The following is a 22,067-nucleotide window of genomic DNA, read 5'->3' as shown; positions in this document are numbered from 1 at the left end:
ACAATTCCAAGGGATATGGAGAGTATGAGGTCTATTCCATTTTGTTTTGCCTTGGCCGTTGTGGTTGGTTTCACCAACCCTGCTATCGGGCAGGATACACTCAAAGGGGTTTCAGTCAATTCAGGTCTGATTCAGTTTTGCGGAACGGGAGATGTCATTGTTTCTGAATCAGAAAATAGTAGCTATGAAGTAATGGCAGACGCTCAAGTTGTTACCAAGTCAGAAACCGCGATAACCCTAAAGCCAGGGTTCAAAGCTCGAGGTTTGACGAACAACGGTTTTTTTCTGGCAAAGATTGTTAACGCTTGTGGCGAGATGGTTTGGGCGGGCTCCGAATCTAACGACTGGGGCAATCCAGCTAACTGGGAGTCGTTTGGTGTTCCCAGTGAGAATGATGCGGTGCTTATACCGTCAACAGCAAATGACCCAGTATACCAAGGAACGGATGGGGTTAAAAACCTGACCCTTCAAGGAGGAGACCTTATGTTAAATGCGGACTTGGAGATTTCAGAGAGTTTGAATCTAAGTTCTGGAATCATCAAATCGGATCAAAATGTACTTGTGCTTCAAGATGGGATTACGGTAACAGGTGGCAGTACCAACAGTTATGTCCAAGGACAAGTAAGTAAGGCTGGTTCTTCGGCATTTACCTTCCCCATTGGAGATAAGGGATTTTATAGGCCGATTTCCCTGGAGCAGCCGTCCGCATCTGGGGTTTACCAAGCGGTTTATCATGAGTCGAACTCAGATGACCTGTATTCGCATTCCCAAAAAGCTACTGGGATTGGCGAAATCTCGACAACAGGTTATTGGGAGTTTAGAAAAGCATCAGGCCCAGATGTAAGTGTTTCATTGAATTATGACCCGCTTCATAGCTGTGGGATAACCAACACAAATGATGTTGATGTTGTAGTTTGGGATGGGACACAATGGGTATCGCAAGGCATCTCGACCCTTACGGGTGATGACTTCAATGCTTCCTTCTCCAGTACCACGTTCACCAACTACGGCCCGTTATCTCTGGCAGTATCGGAAGCTGCACCGGAAATTACGCTCAATCTAATAAATGACCGTTCTGTGCTTTATAGTCAGGTAATAAATTTGGCAGATACACCAATTGTGGTGGGTGGTCAGTCCCCATATGATTATAGGTGGTATTTAAATGGTAATTTATGGGGCACTCAGGAGATGCCCTATACTCCGCTCTATTATGGTGGTGATTATGAATTGGTAGTTCGGGACTATAAGGGATGTGTTGGTCAAGATGTTGTCGCAATAGACCTTGAGCCCAGTTTGAAAATTGATTTTAGTGGTCTTGCAAACAGCTTGGTAAATGATGAGCTTCATTTGCGAGTGACCTCGGATCAGTTTGACGAGGTCATCACAGGAAAAGATGGTATTGCTTCGTTTAATTACGACCTGAACACGCCTAACGGGGCCATTTCCATCAAGTTAAGTTCCGAAGTAGTTACAGAAGAATCCGAATTCTCATTTAACGTTAACAGTTCAGGTGAGATATCAGATTTGGCGTTTGTGGATGTAGATGACCTTGGTACTACGACTGAAAACATTGCCTTGTCATCAAGGTTCTACAATGCGAAACCGGGTCAGATTACTTTTTTTCTGGATGGAGAACCAGAACAAATGCCAGACGATTCTCCATTGTTAATGGGGAGCACGCTTTATCAGGGTGTTTTGATGACCGCCAATGGCGATGGGAAAAACGATGTGTTTCAATTGATCTGGAAATCCGTTCCAAGTTATTACTCACTTGAAATCACTGACCGACAGGGGGTTTCCGTGTTTCAAACCAACGACATTAGTGAATCATGGGATGGTTTAAGTGGCGGGGTTCTCGTTGATGAAGGAGGTTATTTGTATTCTGTGACCTATGAGACGGAAGTCTTTGATGGGCAGTTCATTCTTAAGCATTGATTATGAATAAAGGTTGGCTCACCGTATTGAGTTTGTTGCTGTCTGTTGTTGCGTTGATCAGCGTCTTGGTTTTGCATGATACAGTCCCACGTATTGGATATGTCCAGACTCCAGAATTGGTTTATTCATACTTGGGCACAAGAGAAGCCCAACGGGCATTCGAAAGAGAAAAAACGGTCATGCTGACCAATCTGGATACATTAAAATCAATCCATCAGTCTGAGATGATGAAACTGAACCAATTAGATGCAAATTCAGATGAGCGAAAGCAACAACAGTTGAGGGTGCAACAATCTTTTGAGAACGTTCAAAAATATCAACAAAATATGCAACAGAGGATTGACGAGCAAGATCAAAAAATGATGACCGGAGTGCTGAATCAGATAAACAGTTTTGCGTCAAAATATGGAGAGACCCATGGGTACGATATGATTTTAGCGACTACAACCTCTGGCAACATACTTTATGGGAGGGAGGCCGATGATTTGACGGAGGACATGTTGAAGGCGTTGAATGACCAATATTCAGGTATTCATGAATAAAATGTGGGCCTTTCTTAGTGCCATGTCATTGGTTGGCTGTTCCGGGGCGGACGTTCAATTTTCGAACGCTGAGCAATACGTCCAATGGTCACAAATGGAAACAAGTGGTCTGACATCTTCCAAGGAAGTCAATGGGTACAAAATTTCTGTGCGGTATTTGAAACCAGAGTACCTGGCCTTTAAGGAGTGTCAAGGGGGAAATCGCCATGATTTCGATTCGCTGATGACCCTGTATGAGCACACGCACACTTTCATCTTGACAATTGGGCCAGGAAAGAAATCAAAAGGTGATGTGATGACTGCAACCGTGAATGACTACGAGGACTACAAAGAGTTGTTTGATGCTCTGAATTTCAGAATGAATGAATTCATAAGTCTAAGTGCTGGGGAAGAAGAACTTGAACTCCTGAATTTCAATCTGGAAAACACCTACGGACTTACCGATTATAGGAACATCTATCTGGTGTTTTCCAAAGAATCACCCAAGGCAAAGGAGAGTATGATAAAACTCTCCTTTGATGGTGACATGTTCGGGGTCGGCAAGTGCAATTATCTCTTTGATAGTGAGACCCTGAATACTCCGGTGCACTTTCAACTTATCGAATCAAAACAAAGCAGATCATGATGCTACCATTGAAATATAGGCACAAGTACCTGAAGTATATTTCGATACTGTTGCTTCAGGTGTTCTTGAATCAGTTATTCATTCCCTCTGCCTTGGCATTGACCAGTGGCCCAAACCAGCCAGAGTTTTCAAGCTTTGAACCTGTGGCGACCACCAACATGGTAAACGAATACACGGGAGATTTCACTTATAATCTTCCCGTGCTGCAGGTGCCTGGGCCTGATGGTAGTAGCTATTCCATGTCACTATCTTATCATTCGGGGACAACACCTGAGGAGGAATCTTCTTGGGTGGGTTATGGATGGACGCTGAACCCAGGTGCAATTACTAGAAACAAACGGGGGTTCCCTGATGATTGGAACAACCAAACGGTTACTTTCTGGAACAAGACACCAGCGAACACCACCTTTTCTTTAACGGCATCGGCAAATCTGGAGCTTTTCAGTGCGTTGGGGTTGAGCGCGGGAAGTACGGTAAGACTGAACAACTATACTGGTTTTGCTACCAGCAACACCTTCGGGTTGTCATTTGCCGGTGCTGTCAGTTTGGGCTATACCTATGAAGGGGGCGATGGTAGCTTTTCGTTACAGGTGAATCCCAAGGCCTTGCTGAGTGCTGCAAAAAACATTCAAAAGAAGAAAGCTGCCAAGCGAAAAGCCATCAACCAATCAGAAATGCTTTCGAAAATCAAGGACAAGGATTTGAAGGCATTTGTTTACAAGTATGTGCGGAAGGGTAATAAAGGAAAGCAAGGCTCTGGGTCAGGCGCTGGTAATGCGAGTTTCTCCCTTACTGGAGCTTATGGTGCTATGTCGTATAATTCTAAGCAATGGCCTGATGCGGTATCTCAGTACAAAGGGGTTTCGGTTTCATTGAGCGCAGGAGGCATTGGCACTCCTGCTCAGGTGGAGATAGGTGTTGGAGGTTCTGTGTCAGGAAGCATCAATTTCCAGAAAAACAAGGAGTTTATTGATAGAACGGTTTTCGGATACATGTATTCCGATAATGCGACTCAACACACTCAGTTCAACATACTGCGTGGGGAAGCCAGAACGGATGTCATGGATTACTATGTGGAAAAAGGGGGAATGTACAGTAAACGAGATAAGTTCATCGGCATCCCTTTTAGCAATGCCGATGTGTTTTCTGTTTCTGGGGAGGGAATCGGAGGCGCTTTTAGACCATATAACAAGAGTCTGGGAAGCTTTTCTCCTAGCTACGCAAGAAGTACTACCACTAATATCGCAGTAGGAATTGAGGGCGAAATTGGACTGAACATGGGTGGCGGTGGCACTTTTATGGGAGGGGAAAATGAGTTGATTGTAAGTGATTGGCCAACGACCACCGAGATTGCGTTGACAGCAGGTACTTCATGGATTCAATTTGAGGATTTGTCGAAGCAGGACGGGGATTATCAGACATCTGTGATGCGATTTACAAATGATCTTGGTGGAGCAGTTCTTTATAATGATGGAAATACCGAGGCGGTTAGAATGAATAATGTTGATCCAACAAGCTCACTCGGAGAATTCAATACCAGATTGAATTCCGGTTCTATCCCAGCAGAATTGCTTGACCGGCCTGTAGGAAGATCATCATATATCGGCTATACATTGGTGAATGATATGGCTCCTTACGGGAATCATGAGAATCAGGCTCAACAATTCAATCAAGTTAACTATCGATCATACCAAGTTGGGCCTGTTTCATCTTCGGGGCTGTCGGATTCGGAGATAGGGGAGTTTTCTGTGGTGAACGCTCAGGGAATGAGATATACCTATGCTGAGCCTATTTTGGCCAGTAACGAAAACAAGATGAGTTACGATATGGTTGGGGCAACGAACCAAGGAAATGGTGTCTGGACTTTGAACTCCAATCACCCCAATGACCATAAAACGGCTGTTGGTCAAATTTCCTTGGCAAATTATGCATCTACATATCTGCTAACCTCGATTACAACACCAGATTACATCGATCGTGATATGGATGGCTTTACCGATGATGATTTCGGAGGATATACAGTTTTCGAGTATGAAACGGCAGCTAACGACTATCACTGGAGAATGCCATATCATGGGGTAGACCATATCTGGAATTCGCTTTCTGACCCAAAAGATGACCTGGGAACGTTCGTTTCAGGAGATAAGCAGGTTAAGTATCTGAAAAGGATAGAAACAAAAACGCATTATGCGTTATTCAAAACTTCTGTAAGGGAGGATGCAAGATCTGCACCTGCGGATGACAATGCAATAAGCGGAACCGGTAATACGTCAGGAGGATTGAAGCAACTGGACAGAATTGAATTGTGGTCAAAGGGATCGGATGCCGATGATTCGCAGGATGACAGACTCATCAAAGTGGTGCATTTTGATTACAATGACGATTCGGGGGATCCGGTATTATGGGGGGGGACACCGAATTCTGATGCGTCAGGCCAAGGAAGGCTGATGTTAGAAAAGGTATGGTTTGAAAGTCGAGGCATCGTAAACGGTCGTGTGGCACCCTATGAATTCGGTTATACTTATCCTCAGGTCACCTATCCGCAACCGTACGGAACAGCCCTCGACCCGGGGGTTCCATCAGCAGCAGAGACCCCTGACTATCAAATAGGACTGGATCCTTGGGGGAACTATCAGAAGAATGGCTACTCCAGAGAGAATCGTCAACAACTTTGGGTGGATCAGAATCCTCCAACTGATTTTGATCCCGCGGCATGGCAATTAAAGAACATCACGTTGCCATCCGGAGGACAGATTCATGTGCAATATGAGCAGGATGATTATGCCTACGTACAAAATCAAGAAGCACATGCTTTTGTTCCGATTATTTCATCATCAGATCCCAATACGACAACACGTGTCAATGATGACAATGTTTTTGTACTGAATTTGAGTAAACTGCATTTGCCGGACGGGTATGATGCTGAAGGATTCCGCGATGCCATCATAGACAAGATCAATAGAATCTATGTACAGGGAGACAAGAAACTCTTCTTCAAGCATCTCTATCGGCTTGTGGGCCAGAGTGATATTTCGTTCAATACAAATGACCCTGACGCGCTACCCCCTTGGGAAGGGGATTGTAGTATGGACTACATTGATGGTTACTGTAGAGTGTCGAGTGTCAGCCCGTCTGGAACGAATGTGCAAATTACGCTAGCCAGTGGCAATCACACGCTTCCAGGACAGGTGTGTTTGGATTTCGTGAAAACTCAACGGGAGGGAATGCTCGACCTTGATGGTCAATGTGATCCAACAGTGAACAATGATATGTTCTTTTCAAGTGATCAAGGCGTTGACTTTTTGGAGGTTTTCGGAAATTTTGTTCAGTCCATTGGCGCCATGTACACGAGTGGCAACGCTGCCAACATGTATTGCTTAAGAAGGAGTAACGATCTGTCTTATTTCAGAATCCCTGTGGTTGATAAGTTGGGAGGCGGTCTTCGCGTAAAACGGCTTCTGATGTACGATCCAGGCATGCGCATCTCCGAAACGGATAACGAACCGGCAACTGTTTATGGTACCGAGTATATCTATCGAATGTTTGATGACGAACAAGGTAGATTGGTGAGCAGTGGGGTGGCTACGTCAGAACCTGCAATTATTCGTGATGAATGCGTTCTGATGCAGCCATTACCACGGGGCGGTCAGACGTGGCTTGACAGGGTCATTTCTGGGAAGGACAGAAAACAAATGGAAGGACCTATTGGGGAAAGCGTTCTGCCATCACCTTCTGTGGGCTACCGTCAAGTGATTTCGCGAAGCATTTATCGCGGCCAGACCGATCAGGGATTCAAAGTTTCGAATTATCTGACGGCAAAGGAATACCCAATGAAAGTGGACTATACGCCACTTAGTTCAAATCCGTACATACCGATTTCCGTTACTACAGGGTTTGTCAACATCTCCATACTTGAGGCTTGGTTGTCACAAGGGTTTGCATTCAAAAAGTTCGATGCTTTCTATGGAAAAGAAAAGGCAACCAAAAACTATTCTGGTGATCACAATTCTCTTTTGGGAATTGTCGGAGCTGGAAGTGCCAAACTGGTTTCTTCTGTCATTAACGAATATTTCGAGCCAGAGGATGATCTACCGGTCTTCAAAGGATTCAACACAGACGGTGGAAATGTTTCTGTAGAAACTGTCGACCTTCCATTAGGAAGAGAAATGGATGTAGCTATGGAATCCAAGATTGTCATGGAACATTACATGGGGATTTCTACAGAGTTTGATATTGATTTTGGACTTCTGACCATGCTTCCGGTAATCATTCCCCAAGGTTCTGGTTCTGGTTCTGTTTCCATTTCAAGGGCCGAAAGGAGAGCGAATGCCACCTCCAAGGTCATCAGTTATCCAGCAGTAGTTTCCGAGACCAGGTCCACTAAGGATCAGTTCACCACGGTAGTTCAGAACATTGCCTTGGATCAGAATACGGGAACGCCTCTTATTACACGGACCAATGACGAATACAATGGCCTTGCCATTGGCGGAAGTACGCATGACGGACTTTATACCTCGTATTCGCTGCCTGCAGGGATGTATTATCCAAACATGAATCAGATGGCAGAGAATGAACGGGTTTGGCTGAAACCTGCCAATGATCTCAATGTAAACAGCGTTACATTTGTTAATGGTCCAGGAGAAGAATTTAGTTTGGAGTTTGAAGGCGACAATCTCTGTGACGCCCTGTCTTTATTTACTCTTGGTTCTATGATTGAGGTTCATGACGGAACAGGTTCAACGGTTGGTCACGTCACGGGAATATCCGGCAACACGCTCCACGGTCAGTTGGCATCTTTTAATCCTGGGATTGTAACCACCCAAAATGGCGGTGTGACGGGCATTCATGTACTGAGAAGTGGAAACACCAATGTGCTGGGTGATATGGTCGGGAAGTTTACAACCTATGGAGAAGCACCACTATCTGGTTCTTACACGCCTATTTCTTCAACAGACCCAAATTATCAGGCAAAACATGATTTTGTTGTAGCGTTGAACAATGCCATGCCGTCAGGGAGTGTTGACATGTCAAACTTTCCCTCTTTGCAACTGTCAAGCCCATTGGGTTGCTACACGCCTGATGATGATATTCATTTCAGTCAACATCTGGATGGCGCGGTTCAGATGAATGTTGGAGGGGGTGTCGTATTCGGTGGATCAACTGGCAACCTGATTGCAAATGGCGGAATGAACCTAACGGGTTCGTGTAGCAACTTGGCTTCTCAGTCATGTGTTGTGCCAAACCTTCCTGGTTTTATTGAAAATGAATTAGATGGGAATTCGGTAAATAGTGACTGTATTGAAGGGTGGGAAGTTGCGAGGTCTCAACCATCAATAATAACCATGTCTGACTGGGGTAATGAAATGCTGTATCTCCAAGGTGAAAATAGGGTGACGTTTGAAGCAGTTGGTCAATTATTGCAATCACCTTTAGATGAAGGTAGTTATACATTAACGTTTGAAGTTGGAGATGAGGCAATTATGGCTACTGATGCGTTAGCCATTCCCAATCTTACGATTGTCATGTATAACCATGATGATATCAGTTTACCACTTGCTGATGGGATGAGCTGGCCAGCCGCTTCAAACCTGGTAATTACTGAGGGACCATGGTCAATAAGCGGGTACAACAACGCGGAATGTAATGGTGTTCCAGACATGGTTTCGATAGAAATTCCGTTCGTGGTCACATCATCTCAATCAAACATGTTTGACCAATTGATCATTGGTTTCACAGGAGATGGGGGGGGAGGAAGCTCTACGCATGAGGGCATTTGGATAGACAACGTGAGCCTTGAGGGGAGTACAGGTAAAACAATTGTTGAAGGTTGTAGTGAAGTGTTTCCGCCCTATGTCAATGGTGATGGATTTGCTTTAAACGAGGAAAACGGCCTGATCGAATATCGGCAGGCTGGGAATGACTGTTTCCCCGTTCCGGTCAACTGTTTACAGTTCTGTAATGATGCATATCCCATTACAACAATTGATAATGTAGTAAGCAGTAGTGCACATGAATTGAGTGATATATGGGACTACAATGAAAATCTATTTGGAGGAACTGTAAACGGGAACATTTACCAGAAGGGAATCCAAGGCAAATGGCGCTCATCTTCAGAGAATACCTATCTGAGTTCAATAACGGGTCTTGATGGTTCTCCGATATTGAACCATGAGGCCGGAGTGTACCAAATGGATCTCTTCAATTGGAAGTATCCAAATGGTAATGACCCAACAAAATGGTTGAAGGCTACGGAAATGACAGCTTACTCGCCTAACGGTAATCTGATTGAAGAACAGAACATCCTTGGAATTAAGAGTTGTGCCAAATTCGGTTATGGTCATACCATGCCAATACTGGTGGCGAATAACGCATCTGGTAATTCGGTCATGTTTGAGAGTTTTGAGAAGGTTTACGATAATGGACAATATTGGGAGGGCGGACTTCTGGTCAACGGCACCCCGGATTATGCCGTTTCCCATTCCGGTCAAGGGAGCGTAAATGTGTCCGCAGATTCAGACCTAGGTCTTTATCAACTTGAGGTGGATCAGGCATTGCAATCCAACAGCCTTCGTTGTAAACTATGGCTTCATTTTGATGACGAATATCAGGTTGATCAACTGAAGTTTCAGCTTGGCACAATTGAAACAGAATTTCGGCAGATTGCCCTTGTGGGTGATTGGGTTCTCTGTCAGGCCGACCTTTCCCTGTCGACCACTACAGTTGGAATGAGCTATCAGGCCAATATTCACAATGGTGATGCCGATTCGGAAATATGGATTGATGATGTGGTAATACATCCGCTCGATGCCTCCATCAACACCTATGTGTACGATATTTCCGACCTGAAGCTGATCGCAAGCATGGATGATCAGCACTTCGCGCTACTTTATCAGTACAGTCCAGAAGGTAAGCTGACACGGAAATTGAAAGAGACAGTCCGTGGTGTTAAAACGGTAGCTGAAACATATTACAATACCCCTATTTGGGATGACCGACCAATTACACCATGATCATTCGTTTGAGACATATCATGATGGTGCTGTTCGTTGGCTTGATGAATCAGGTCCAAGGCCAATCTTTAGATGAGATTCACAGATTGCTGGACTCCTATAGAAGTGTGCATCGAGACTTTGATAAGGCTTCTGGCAACGCGATAAGAATTGAGGTTAACCAATCCAAGAAACTACGGGAGTCCGGTGAAATACACCGTGAAGAGTTTGAAATAATATCGAACACCACCCGTAGTGTGGTTTTTAATGATAGGATGGATGTTCTTCAGGATGAGAAGATCATTATAACGGTAGATCATAATTCAAGGTCACTTCGCATTGATCCACTAATGCCACGGCCGGATATGAATAATTCCAACGGTCCAATGGACAGGTTCTTCGATTGCTTAGAGGTCTCATCGTTCGAATGGGAAAACGGAACCTCACGGTTTATAGCTGTTCTAACACCGGCCAAAGAATGCATTGACCGATTTAAACTCAAATCGGTTGTAGCTGTAGCAGATACTGCTGTAGGATATATCATGTCCGTAAAGGCGGAATTCATTGACCAATATCCCGTGGAATGGACGGAGTATAAGGTAAAACAATACCAGAACTCATATGACGATGCCCTTTTGAAAGGTTCCTTGCGTCAATTGCTCAGGCAGAGTGCAATGCTTCAGAGTCGGTACAAAGAGTTCAGGATAAAGGATTACACCTCAACTCAATAGATATGAAGGCAATTTCTATGCATTTGTTCAATATGATTTTAGTAATCGGAATTTATTTGATTCCGGTTCTTGGAATCTGTCAAACACTCGAGCCACACACTGAATTTTGGACACATGGGGACCTTGTAATGGGCAACACCCTGTCGATGAGTCTGGGTCTGGTTCATGACTTTGATGATTTAGCATGTGCAACTAAACAATTGAGTGGACTTAGAATCTTTGTTCATTTTGACCATGGAGAAAATTATGACCAAGGTGGGGCTGAGCATTTTGCTGAACTTGACCTCACCATAAGAATCATGTCGGGTGCTTCATTGGTGCAGACGGGGACCGCTGAATTCAATTCTGCTCTAACGATTAGTGAAGAGAACCCGGAAAGCTATTATGAACTTGAAGGTGTTGATATCAGCACGTACACTCAACAGCCTTCTTTACAAATGTCTCAATTGGAGGTTGACATAAATGGATACCAGTACACGAACACCACCTCATTACCATTGGAGAATGCTTACAGGTTCTGGATTGAGTTTATCCCAGAATTTACGGTTGACGTAGATGAAACGACAACTTCGGCAATATTGAGTCAGAATGCCCCTGTTCAGTTATCAACGGGTAAGTATCGGTTCAGTTGGAATCCGTGTGGTTTTCAAAGCGGTGTTACAAGTACCACGCTCAACATCTTTCCAGGTTATCAGTTCCAATTATTGAAATTGGAGAATACAATAATGGACCTTGGTTCTGACCCTTATTCAAGCGTAGCCCTTCAGTCGAATATACCAGGTCAGAATGGCACGCCATTCAATACCATCAGTACTGAAATTGACTGGACCAATGCACTTGACGTTTACATCGGAGATGGTCAAACGTATATTGACCTTACTCTGACGGAGGGAGAGGGATATTACCTATGGAGAGTTAGGCCAATAGGAAATAGTTTTCCAAACGATGTGGCTTCGCCACAAAATTGGGGTCCATGGACAAGCACAGGGTCTTTAACTGACAACGGAACGGTTCAGTCGGTTACATCATCGATGGTGGATGATTACCTGATCTATGTTGGTAACGGGCCTTATCTGTATGATGATCTATTTGATAAGAACTGGATTCATGGAAGGGTGATGACCGAGGGAACCAGCGGGCTGACAGGGGTACGTTCAAGGGAGACCATGACCTTTGCCAACGGTCTGCAACAGGTTCAACAGGAACAGACGAGACTCAGCAGTCAGGATAATATTGTTCTCAATCAAACCATTTATGACCATTTGGGTCGGCCTTCACTTAAAACATTGCCTGTTCCTGTAAGTGGTTCCGCTGGTCTTGGTTATCTGAATCATTTTGCAACGCAATCACCTTCCACCAATTTCACCGCTTCTGATTTTGATAATGATGCGGGAACCACGGGGGCTTGGGACAGCCCCTCAACCATGGAAGTGTTGGCGAGTAACCCGCTGTCCTATTATAAGGGTAACCTGAATGCAGATCCACTTATCCCTGATGCAGAGGGTTACCCTTACACTAGGACCGTTTTCGCTGCGGACAATACGGGTAGGGTCAAGTACCAATCTGGTGCTGGCGCTGTTTTCAAAATGGGCGGCCTTACTGGAATTGATGATGACAGAACGGTTCGAACATTTTACGCTCAGTCGACAGACCACGAACTGGTAAGGGTTTTTGGAAATGAGGCCCCAGCGGCAGACGCTGTGTATAAGAAAATTACTGTGGATCCGAATCAGGTGATGAGTGTAGAGTACATTGATAAGGCCGGCCGCACACTGGCAACCTGTCTGTCAGATGCTACTGAGCATCTGGCGCTGGAAAAATCAGGTCAGGGCAGTGCAGATTTCAGCCCTCCAAACTATGTTGAGGTGACCAGGTCAGGTGCCTATTCCTTTCATGGTTCTGCCCCAATTACAGTAGCTGAGGCGCAATTGACCTTGAAACTGCTGGAATTCAACCTTCAACCTGGGGAGGTCTCAACTTGCTTGTTGAATACTTGGAATATATGCACAACCTGTGATTATGATGTCTTCATTGAGATTGTCAATGCCGTTACTGGAGAGGTAGTACCTATTCCAGGACTGACAAACCCGATCAGCAACGTTTCGGGAATGGGTTCGGATTGTGACGGTCAGACAATCGACCCTTTGACCCTTCCCCAGAATAATCAGGACATTGATGTGACATTGGATCAAGGAGAATACTACATCAATTTGGAGATTGTCAGTAACAATACGTTCGTTGGGCCATTGGTTACAGGCACACATTTACAGCAATTGTTGTTGGAGTATGAGGATGATCTGATCGCAGCCTTCGATCAGCAATTTGGAAACAATATCAATGACTATCTTGACCCTGATGATGGCTCCGCTCCAGATCCAGCGGGATTCCTGTCGGCCATCGGTGCTCCCGCCTGTGACCCTGAAGACCCTCAACCGGTCGTAGTTCAAGGTGATGCGTCTTGGGGAAATTGTGCCCCTGAATTTGAAATTCCCTGTGTCAACTGTCCCTCAGGTTGCGATGGACTCAACGACTATTTCGGAATTGAAAACAATGAATATGCGGAATATTTCTACAGTTACTGGAGGGAGCAGCTTGGGGCAATGGACGACTATGCGGATTTTGAAGCCCCAGCGGATTGTCAAATGATGTTCAACCCAACGCTTATTACAGAACTCGGTCCGCTATCCCAGCTATTACAGGACGCTACGACCAATGACAATGGCGACCAGGCCGTTTATTTTACCGTTGCATCTGGAAATGCTTCTTGGTCCACAACCGCTCAGGAAATCTTTGGTGGTAGAACGGCTGATCAGTTCAATACGTTGATAGCAACACTTTATGGCACTTGTACTGCCCCCGAATGCTGTCAAAGTTTTTGGGGATGTTGGCAGGGTCTGGTTGCCGGGTATGCCAATATGGAGTGCAATGTACTTTCCATACCTCCCTCTGATGCAAATGTCTCCTATGAGGATGCTGGTACAAGCAACCCCGGTGTGCAACATGTAGATGTCGTCAATGAACTGATTCAATGTTTGGACGCATGGGACACCCAGTGGATCACTGCTGATGAATCCACAGCCATGGCAAACCCTCAACAGTACATTTATTACCCTGATCCTGTTCTACAGTCAGGTGAGGTATCTTCCTTGGAGTCGTGTCTCAACTCGTATGCTGGTCGAATCAACGTTGCACATGACGCAGCTTGGGCCGCTTCAACAGCTAACACGTTTATAAATGGTTCGGGCAATCAGGTAAGTTTAGACACATGGATTTCCCAGTCGGATTTTAGCGCCTATATCAATGGAATCAATCAGGTTTCACCAACCGCAAATGAGGAGGATTTTCTAAATGTGTATTGGTCTGGATGGGATGATGTGCCTCAAGTAGCGTTGGATATGACCGAGGCATACAGCATGTATATCGAAGGGTTCCGTGGGTGTCTCGAATCGGCATTGCCGTTGGAGATTGATCCGGATGACCCTGTTGCGGTGAACGGGATGTTGGACAATGGCATAGGTGGAACCCTGGATCAGTGCAAAGACCGTTGCGATAGCCGATTGGGAAGCTTTCAGACGGGAATTGTTGATATGTACCATTACCACGGAATTTCAGTTCAGGGTGATGCATACTTTCTAACAAATGAAACGGTTTTTGACCCCGATCCGGAAGGTTTGGGGCCAAATGATCCTCAGCCTGAGGAATATGGAGTGACAGAAGGGTCAGGATACACATTAAATTATAATGATGCAGTGCCAAATTATCAGACGTGTGACTGGAGTACGCTTTCAATCCCGTCCTTGTACTTGCCTAATAGCACAGATCCGTATACATCTCCTACGGGAGACACTTGGGTGCCGATGTCAGATGTGGAGTGTGCGGCTCAGGGGCTTTTGCTTCATTGTTACGATATGTGTGAGACGGCCATTCCTCCGATCATATTTGATGCAAGCAATGACCCCGTAGCAAATCCTACTGGTTGGGCCGATTATTTACAAGGTTATTACGAAAGCCTTGATCAAGAACTTTTTTCAGACATAATGTCGGCCAATTTTGAGTTGGATCTGCCCGACCCTGATTGCCCTAACGACCCGGCCAATCCATTTACAGCAATTCAAGGTGGTTCTGTACCTATTAGCACTCAGTTTGAGTATAGCGGTGTCGATGCGGCCTATCGGTCTCCCAACTTGGATATAGCTGCGGATGGTGTAATGCTGAATGGTTATCTGTACTTGGGAGGATCTGTTCTTAATGAACTGGCCAGTGCATACGAATGGACAAAGCCCAGTTGGACCAGCGGCACTGGAACTAACTCGGATGCTTGGTTGGTGAGGGTTGATCCTGCAGATCCAACAGTGGTTCTTGATGCGTGGAGTTACGGAGGGGAGTCAACCGAAAATGATATTAATGATGGCCATGCTTTAGATGGCCATGATTACATTATCAAAGTGTTGGAGAACAATGGCCTGATTTATTTGGTAGGACAAACGAATTCAAAAGCTCTAAGTTTAATCTATGGTTGCGATTGTGATCTTCATGAAGATGATACACATCAATTAGAAAATGACCTATGGGTTATGTGTGTGAACGAACAGGGGCAGGTGCAGTGGGGAAAAACGTATGGTGGGGTGGGCTTGGAGTTGGCAATAGATGCCCAGATATCGGGAGATGAGCTAATCATGTTGGCACTCTCCAAATCAGAGGCAGAGGCCAATCCGGTTTCACCGTACGATGGAAAATATTCTTCGGCAAGTTTTGAAGGAGTCGATTACGCACACGCTTGGATTTTAGGTGTCAATATTGCCAATGCATCTACAACTTTAGGTGCTATGAACTGGGATCATGCTATCGGGTACTATTTAAATCAGGCTCATCCAAGTATGCCATTTGGCTCTCTCACGGAAAACGCTAGCATTTTTCCAACGGCACTTCACGTAAATGGAAATAGCGTGCTTGTCGCATCAATATCAGTGAATGGAACTACTAATACAGCTTCGGTTTTGCATCAATTTCAAATTGATGAGCTTGCTCCCCCGCCTAGTAACAATTTCATAAACAACACATCGCCAGTAGCTCAACGGGTGGGGAGTTACACCGATCCTATCTATGATATTGCTGATGCGCATGGTGGAGGGTATATTTTGGCGGGCGTCACGCAAAGTCCCTCATCAGACTTCAACCTTCTGCACTGGCAAAGTCAGGATCTGACATTACCTGATGCTTTGCCAGTAAGTTATCGTGGATCTGTGTTACAAGGAGGTTCTACTCAAACATCGGACCTTTGGTTGGTAAAAGTGGATCATAGCCTCGATTATGTTTGGGATAAATGCTTCGGTTCCGATGTCAACGAAGGGTACAATTTTCTAGCCCCTAGCGTGCAAACTGATGTGAATTTTCTGTGGAGTCATATTGTAAGGGTACATGAAACAGATCAGGGCCGACTGGTTGTGGTTACCTCTGCTGAAAAAACGAATCAGAGTGCACTTACCAACGTCAATAGGACCGACCCTGGGGCCTATGACTTAAATACACCATTATCAGGTACTGCTTGGGATTATTGGGTGGTGCAGACTGACGAGCATGGCAATTATGTTACGGATTTCACATTGGGTGGTTATTATACGGATGGAATCAATAGTGCACCGAATGATTTCGCAGGAGCTATCATAGATCTTGAAAATGGGAATCTGGCGGTGCTCGGAACTTCTTATTCATCCGATAATTCCAGCAACCCTTCGGTTGGAGAACGGACTTGGACCAATGGCGGAAAATCCGATTATTGGATGACCATACTTTCCCCTGAAGTCTGTCAGCACGATGATATCTGTTTCCGGTGGGTGGATCCACCTGTATTTGAAAGCGACTTTACACTGGAACCCGTAACCTGTGAAGGAGCTTTGGCCGAGGCTATAATCAATTCTTTGGAAACACAAAAGCAGGCATATATTGAAAGCCAATTGGAGGCATTGAGACAGGATTTCGTACAGAACTGTATTGAGAATATGGAACATACCTTCTCTTACAGTTACCCACTTGGGTATCGTCATTATACCTTGTACTACTACGACCGGGCAGGCAACCTCATAAAGACCGTGCCGCCCGAAGGGGTTGACCTGTTGGACGTTGATTCGCCCAACGCCCCTGATGCTTATGACCCCACGCTTGCAACCTCTTCCACGGCCACAAGGAATATTGCTCCTCAGCATCGTATGGTCACTGAGTACTACTACAACAGCTTGGGACAGTTGGTTCGACAGGAAACACCTGATGGCGGGGAAACCCACTTCATGTACAACGGAATCGGTCAGTTACGATTCTCGCAGAACGCACAACAGGCCATTGATCAAGAATACGCATACACCAAATACGACAATCTCGGTCGTGTGATCCAAGTGGGTAAGTTACAGGGCTCTATGAGTTTGACCAACGCCAATGACATCAACTTTCCGACAACTGATGGGGACGAATGGGTGAAAACCACTTATTCAGTTCCCGGACCTACCAGTATGAGTCAGGAATACCTACAGAACCGGGTAAGTTATACCGAGAATTATAAAGGCATAAAAACCTTTTACAGCTACGACCCGCATGGAAACGTGACAAGACTGAGTCACGATTTGAACGACCCGCTGATGGATGACGTGCTCATCGAATATGAGTACGACCTTATTAGCGGGAATGTCCTGAGCGTCCATTATCAACCAGGACAACGTGATGAGTTCACCCACCGCTACAGTTATGATGAGGATAACCGTATTGTAAAAGTGGAAACAAGCACGGATGGTGTGCTATGGGATACCGATGCTACCTACGAGTATTATGCTCATGGGCCGCTGAAGCGGACCATTCTTGGAGAGGACAAGGTACAGGGAACGGACTATGTCTATACTCTGCAAGGTTGGCTGAAAGGCATCAATCACCCTGACTTTACCCTGAACGGTAACCAGTTGACGGCCAGTTTGGACCCTTCACAGGATGGAATGGCAAACAGTGATGTAGCACGTGATGCCTTCAGCATGATGCTGCATTACCATGATGCCGATTTCACCAAACTCGGCTCACCATTTGCAAATCCCACTAATAGTATTGAAGTTGAACTCGTTGATGATTTATTGGATCCGAACCATCCGACCAATGGTGCCAACCTTTACAACGGGAACATAGGAGCATGGGTCAGCAACCTTGATGTGTCATCCATTGACCCACAGGATTATTTTGGTAGTCCGCTTCAGGCATGGAGCTATCGATACGATGACCTGAATCGGATCAAATATGCCAATTACAATGAACGGTCTGGCGGAGTATGGGACCTTACCGCCAACAATGACTTTAGCAGTTCCTTCAATTACGATGGCAATGGTAATCTCATGACTCTAAGCAGAAACAGCATTGATGTCGACCAGAGCAATGGCGTCCAGAATATGATGGACCAGCTCAGCTACAGCTATCCGGAGGTAAGTGGACTTAAGGTGAGCAACCGATTGGAAATGGTGCATGATGCTGTAGATGAGACCACCCAGAATGATCAGCAGGATGATATCGAAGGCTACCATCATTACGAGTATGATGCTATCGGGAACCTGGTGAAGGAATACGGATCCTCCGCGCCAAGTTTTGACCCCAATACAGATGAGCTGATGACCGTTAACTGGAACCTACAGGGCAAAGTGGCAAGTGTGGAACGGCCCTCTTACTCGAATGCCCCTGAAATAACTTTTACATACGATGCGCAGGGCAACCGCGTAAAGAAAAAGGTGCAACCCGCCAATACAGATACATATATTGAGACATTCTATGTGCGCGATGCACAGGGCAACATCATGGCTGTATATGATAAGGAGTACAATGATATTACAGAAGGGAATGAAATGGTTTTGACATTGAAAGAGCGTCCTCTTTATGGAAGTAGTCGCGTAGGTGAGAATAGAACAGGGGTGGTCATCAAACATCAGTTGCTGCCACAATCAGGAAATCCTGTTACTGTGGAACCTGAACAAGAACATGTTGCCGATCAGAGGCTAATGCCGGTTGCTGGTGTTTTCGAGGCTATTTCCATCATACAGGCAGCCGATCACTGGGATGTTTCCTCGTCCGTGGCTTCCTCATCTGGAATTTCGAGTGGAGCACTTGGTTACGCACCGGCCAATACTGTGGTTGGAGAGACCAGATATGGACAAAAGGTCTTTACAGCAGTAATTTGCAGGCAGGAGCCTTTATTGAACTCGTTTTTCGGAGGCTCACCATCGGTGTTATTATATGGCCCGGATGGATTGCTGATGGATGATTTTTGGGACATGATCGCTGACCCGAATTCCAGCGCATTGGCCATGGAATCACCGAATAGTCCGGACTTTTGGTATCTTTTCACCATGGACGCACAGGGACATGTCTATTACCATGTCATTGACGTGTTGAACAATAGAGTGGAACAGAAGAACATTGAACTCTTTAATAGCCAAAATGGGAATGAGGAGACCTTTAGCAGAGGCATGGCGTTGGTTGCCGATTATTCTTCTGGAAGCAGCAGGCTGTATGTGAAGAAAGATGGTGGAACGGAAGGAGAACTTTACAGCTTGGAAATATCTTCTAACACGTTTATAAGCAATCCAAGTGTTGATCCAGCCCTGTTGAATTTGGAGGTTCGTTATCCAACCAGTGGTTCATGCAAGAAATCTGAAGTACAGATATCGCCCGATGGCAGTAAGATCGCGTTCGTAGGCATGTCGGAGAAAAAGCAGTTACTGCTTCCAAGACTCTTCCCTTATTCAATGTTGAGAAATTCCGCGAGAGAAGCAATTCTGGTTTACCAGTTGGATGCCGACCATCATGTCTATCCACCTCCTCCGGTGATACCACCCTACGCATACTGGAATCAAACTTTTTTCTCGGAGATATCTGCATCTTACAGCCTTTCCAGCAACAGTAGGTTGGTCAATTCCTTCGATTTTACAGCAGATGGTAACATCTATTTCCGTGCTTCTGCTTTGGGTTCGTTCGGGCTGAATGCGAACGGTGACCTACTTAGAAGATGGAACATTGGCTCGTCTGCTGACGACATTTACCAAGGACAAATTGGGGAGGTTCGCAGAGGCGCCAATGGGAACATGTATGCTCCTGTTTACGACCCTGTTCGGGATCCGGTAGGTCCTACTGGGTTTTTCTGGAGACCCAATTACAATGCGCTGCTTGAGGTTCCGGACCCCGATCAGACTGCACAGTTACCTACTGTGAACACATTATCCGTGGCTTCAGGTATAAGTGCCAATGTGAGTAATGAGATGCGGCTGCAACCGCACCGCATCTACCCGCTTGATGTTCAACGCCAAAGATCACTTGGCCACAAATACTATGAGCTTACCGACCACTTGGGCAATGTGCGTAGCGTTATCACCGATTGGAAACTCTCCGATGTATCTGCGGTCTATGACCCTGCCCATGTGGGCGACCCGAATTACATCACCGACTATCTGGCATCCAATTTCAGGTCTGATGTGCTTTCGGTTTCCAACTTCTATCCGTTTGGATCTATTATGCCAGGGCGTTCGTTCAACTCAAATTCACACCGTTACTCTTTCAATGGTTACGAACGTGATGACGAAATCAAAGGCAGCGGTAACTCTATAAACTTTGGTGCAAGAATGTTAGATACAAGATTGGGCAGATTTATGAGCTTAGACCCATATTCTCGTTTATCAACAGGTGTTTCGCTATACAGCTTTGCAGGTAATAGCCCAATCCTTTTTATTGATTTTGACGGCAACTTTAAATATCCGAAAGGTTCTACCCAAGAAAAAGATTATCCCAAACTCACAAATTATTTAAAGAACTCGGTACAGGAAATAGCGAACAACCCAACCATAATAAAGGCACTTGCTGAATATGGGCAGATATCGGAAGCCGATGTTAAAAAAGCACTTACGTGGGGAGAAGGCCCAACAATAAATGTTACTCCACTTAAAGGGGCAAACGGAGAGTTCTCACCGGGTATTGGTTCGGATGAATTACGGATAAATACTAAAATTGTTGAGCAATTGGAAAATGCAACGGGTGATGATAGAGATGCGGCTCTGTTACTTGTAGGAAGTACCATTTTACATGAATACACACACTATGGAGATGACCAAGATGGAAAAGATTATCCAGGTGAAGAAGGGCAAAAATTTGAAGAAAAGGTTTACGGACGAGATATTGATAATTTAGAAGATGCAAAAAAGACCTTGAACGAATACAACAAACGACACAGTAGCGATGGTAGCGGAAGTTCAACAGGTTCAGTAACCTTGCCCGAAGTAACAATTACCCCTGAAAAAGATGAAAGTACAGGCAACTAAAATGAAAGGCAGTATGGTTTTAGCTCTTATACTTTTTTTAGCTTCTTGTGTCAATTCTACGCAAGAAACAGGAACGGAAAGTGAAAATTCAGTATTTAATAAAAGCTGTCCTGAAATACAGTTAGTCGAGTCATTACTTCAAAGTTCGCTTGATTATGAAGAGCTACAACACTACTTTCATTTTGAAGAGCTGCCCGAACGGATTCCATTAACAATTACCCAAAGCGAATCCATTCCTAAAGGAATTACACTTGAAAAAGGCGGTGAAAAAGTTGAATTTACTTCAAAAAACAATCAAAAAGCAATAGCTTTTACTAAGGTTCTAATAGAGCAAAATACAGCAGAAGTATCCTTTAATTATCCGCCCGAAGGAATAATAGTTGAACTCTACTTTAATAAAACTGATTGCAGTTGGGAACTTGAAAAAGGACAGATAAAAGAGCAATGAAACCAAAGCCCAAGTTCACCGCTTGGGCTTATTTTTTGCTCCAAAACCTACTTCCTGCCCCTACAATCCAAAAAAGTTTTCCACAATCCTAAATTTTCTTGTAACTCCCTGTATTTCTTTCTATTACGCCCATTTTCCTTTCTTTTTCCCCTTTGCCCCATTCTGCTTGCATTCAGGCGGATTTTAAGGGCGGTTTGTGGTGGTGTTTTAGGTGTGTTTTTCAGTTGGTCGGTTCGGTGGTTTTTCTCTTTGGTTTTGGTCTTGTTTTCGGGTCGGTTTTGGTGGCTTTTTCGGCTTACTTTTCCTTTTTTGGTGGCTGTGGTCTAAGGGGCTGTTTTGCTCGCTCATTTTCGACTTTTAAAGGGCTGTTTTGGTCAGCTTTGGTTTTCGGCTCTTATCGGCTCTAAATTTCTTGTTTCGGTCGGTCGGTTTTCGGGCTTTTCTGCTCTAATCACTTTTTAATTATTGG

General features: G+C 45.0%; 7 protein-coding genes. All 7 read left to right on the top strand.

The window, feature by feature from the left end:
* Positions 1 to 15: 15 nt before the first annotated feature.
* The 7 genes from GC178_16985 to GC178_16955 all read left to right on the top strand — a co-directional run bounded on the left by GC178_16985 (position 16) and on the right by GC178_16955 (position 21,598).
* On the top strand, positions 16 to 1,935 hold the full coding sequence (locus tag GC178_16985) for a T9SS type B sorting domain-containing protein (GenBank protein ID MBI1289264.1): 1,920 nt from the start codon (positions 16 to 18) through the stop codon (positions 1,933 to 1,935).
* A 2-nt stretch (positions 1,936 to 1,937) separates the two neighbouring features.
* Complete coding sequence (locus tag GC178_16980; protein MBI1289263.1) at positions 1,938 to 2,477, top strand: hypothetical protein; 540 nt, start codon at positions 1,938 to 1,940, stop codon at positions 2,475 to 2,477.
* Between the two features lie 157 nt (positions 2,478 to 2,634).
* Positions 2,635 to 3,102, top strand: a complete 468-nt coding sequence (locus tag GC178_16975) for a hypothetical protein (GenBank protein MBI1289262.1) — start codon at positions 2,635 to 2,637, stop codon at positions 3,100 to 3,102.
* Positions 3,099 to 10,112 (top strand): hypothetical protein, encoded by a 7,014-nt coding sequence (locus tag GC178_16970; GenBank protein MBI1289261.1) that lies wholly within the window; start codon positions 3,099 to 3,101, stop codon positions 10,110 to 10,112. The genes GC178_16975 and GC178_16970 overlap by 4 nt, the downstream gene beginning before the upstream one ends.
* On the top strand, positions 10,109 to 10,822 hold the full coding sequence (locus GC178_16965) for a hypothetical protein (GenBank protein MBI1289260.1): 714 nt from the start codon (positions 10,109 to 10,111) through the stop codon (positions 10,820 to 10,822). The genes GC178_16970 and GC178_16965 overlap by 4 nt, the downstream gene beginning before the upstream one ends.
* A gap of 2 nt (positions 10,823 to 10,824) precedes the next feature.
* On the top strand, positions 10,825 to 21,150 hold the full coding sequence (locus GC178_16960; GenBank protein MBI1289259.1) for a hypothetical protein: 10,326 nt from the start codon (positions 10,825 to 10,827) through the stop codon (positions 21,148 to 21,150).
* Positions 21,131 to 21,598 carry a hypothetical protein gene (locus tag GC178_16955; GenBank protein MBI1289258.1) on the top strand — a complete coding sequence of 156 codons (468 nt, stop codon included), beginning with the start codon at positions 21,131 to 21,133 and terminating at the stop codon, positions 21,596 to 21,598. Before GC178_16960 ends, GC178_16955 begins: the two co-directional genes overlap by 20 nt.
* The last annotated feature ends 469 nt before the right edge of the window (positions 21,599 to 22,067 follow it).

Source organism: Flavobacteriales bacterium (assembly GCA_016124845.1).
Lineage (GTDB): Bacteria > Bacteroidota > Bacteroidia > UBA10329 > UBA10329 > UBA10329.
The sequence above is the reverse complement of the archived record's forward strand: the minus strand, read 5'-3'. Positions and strand labels throughout refer to the sequence as shown.

Bases quoted from the DNA above. Each gene is read 5' to 3' on its own strand.
- GC178_16970 (MBI1289261.1), top strand. From the start codon at position 3,099: ATGATGCTACCATTGAAATATAGGCACAAGTACCTGAAGTATATTTCG.
- GC178_16965 (MBI1289260.1), top strand. From the start codon at position 10,109: ATGATCATTCGTTTGAGACATATCATGATGGTGCTGTTCGTTGGCTTG.
- GC178_16985 (MBI1289264.1), top strand. From the start codon at position 16: ATGGAGAGTATGAGGTCTATTCCATTTTGTTTTGCCTTGGCCGTTGTG.
- GC178_16980 (MBI1289263.1), top strand. From the start codon at position 1,938: ATGAATAAAGGTTGGCTCACCGTATTGAGTTTGTTGCTGTCTGTTGTT.
- GC178_16955 (MBI1289258.1), top strand. From the start codon at position 21,131: ATGAAAGTACAGGCAACTAAAATGAAAGGCAGTATGGTTTTAGCTCTT.
- GC178_16960 (MBI1289259.1), top strand. From the start codon at position 10,825: ATGAAGGCAATTTCTATGCATTTGTTCAATATGATTTTAGTAATCGGA.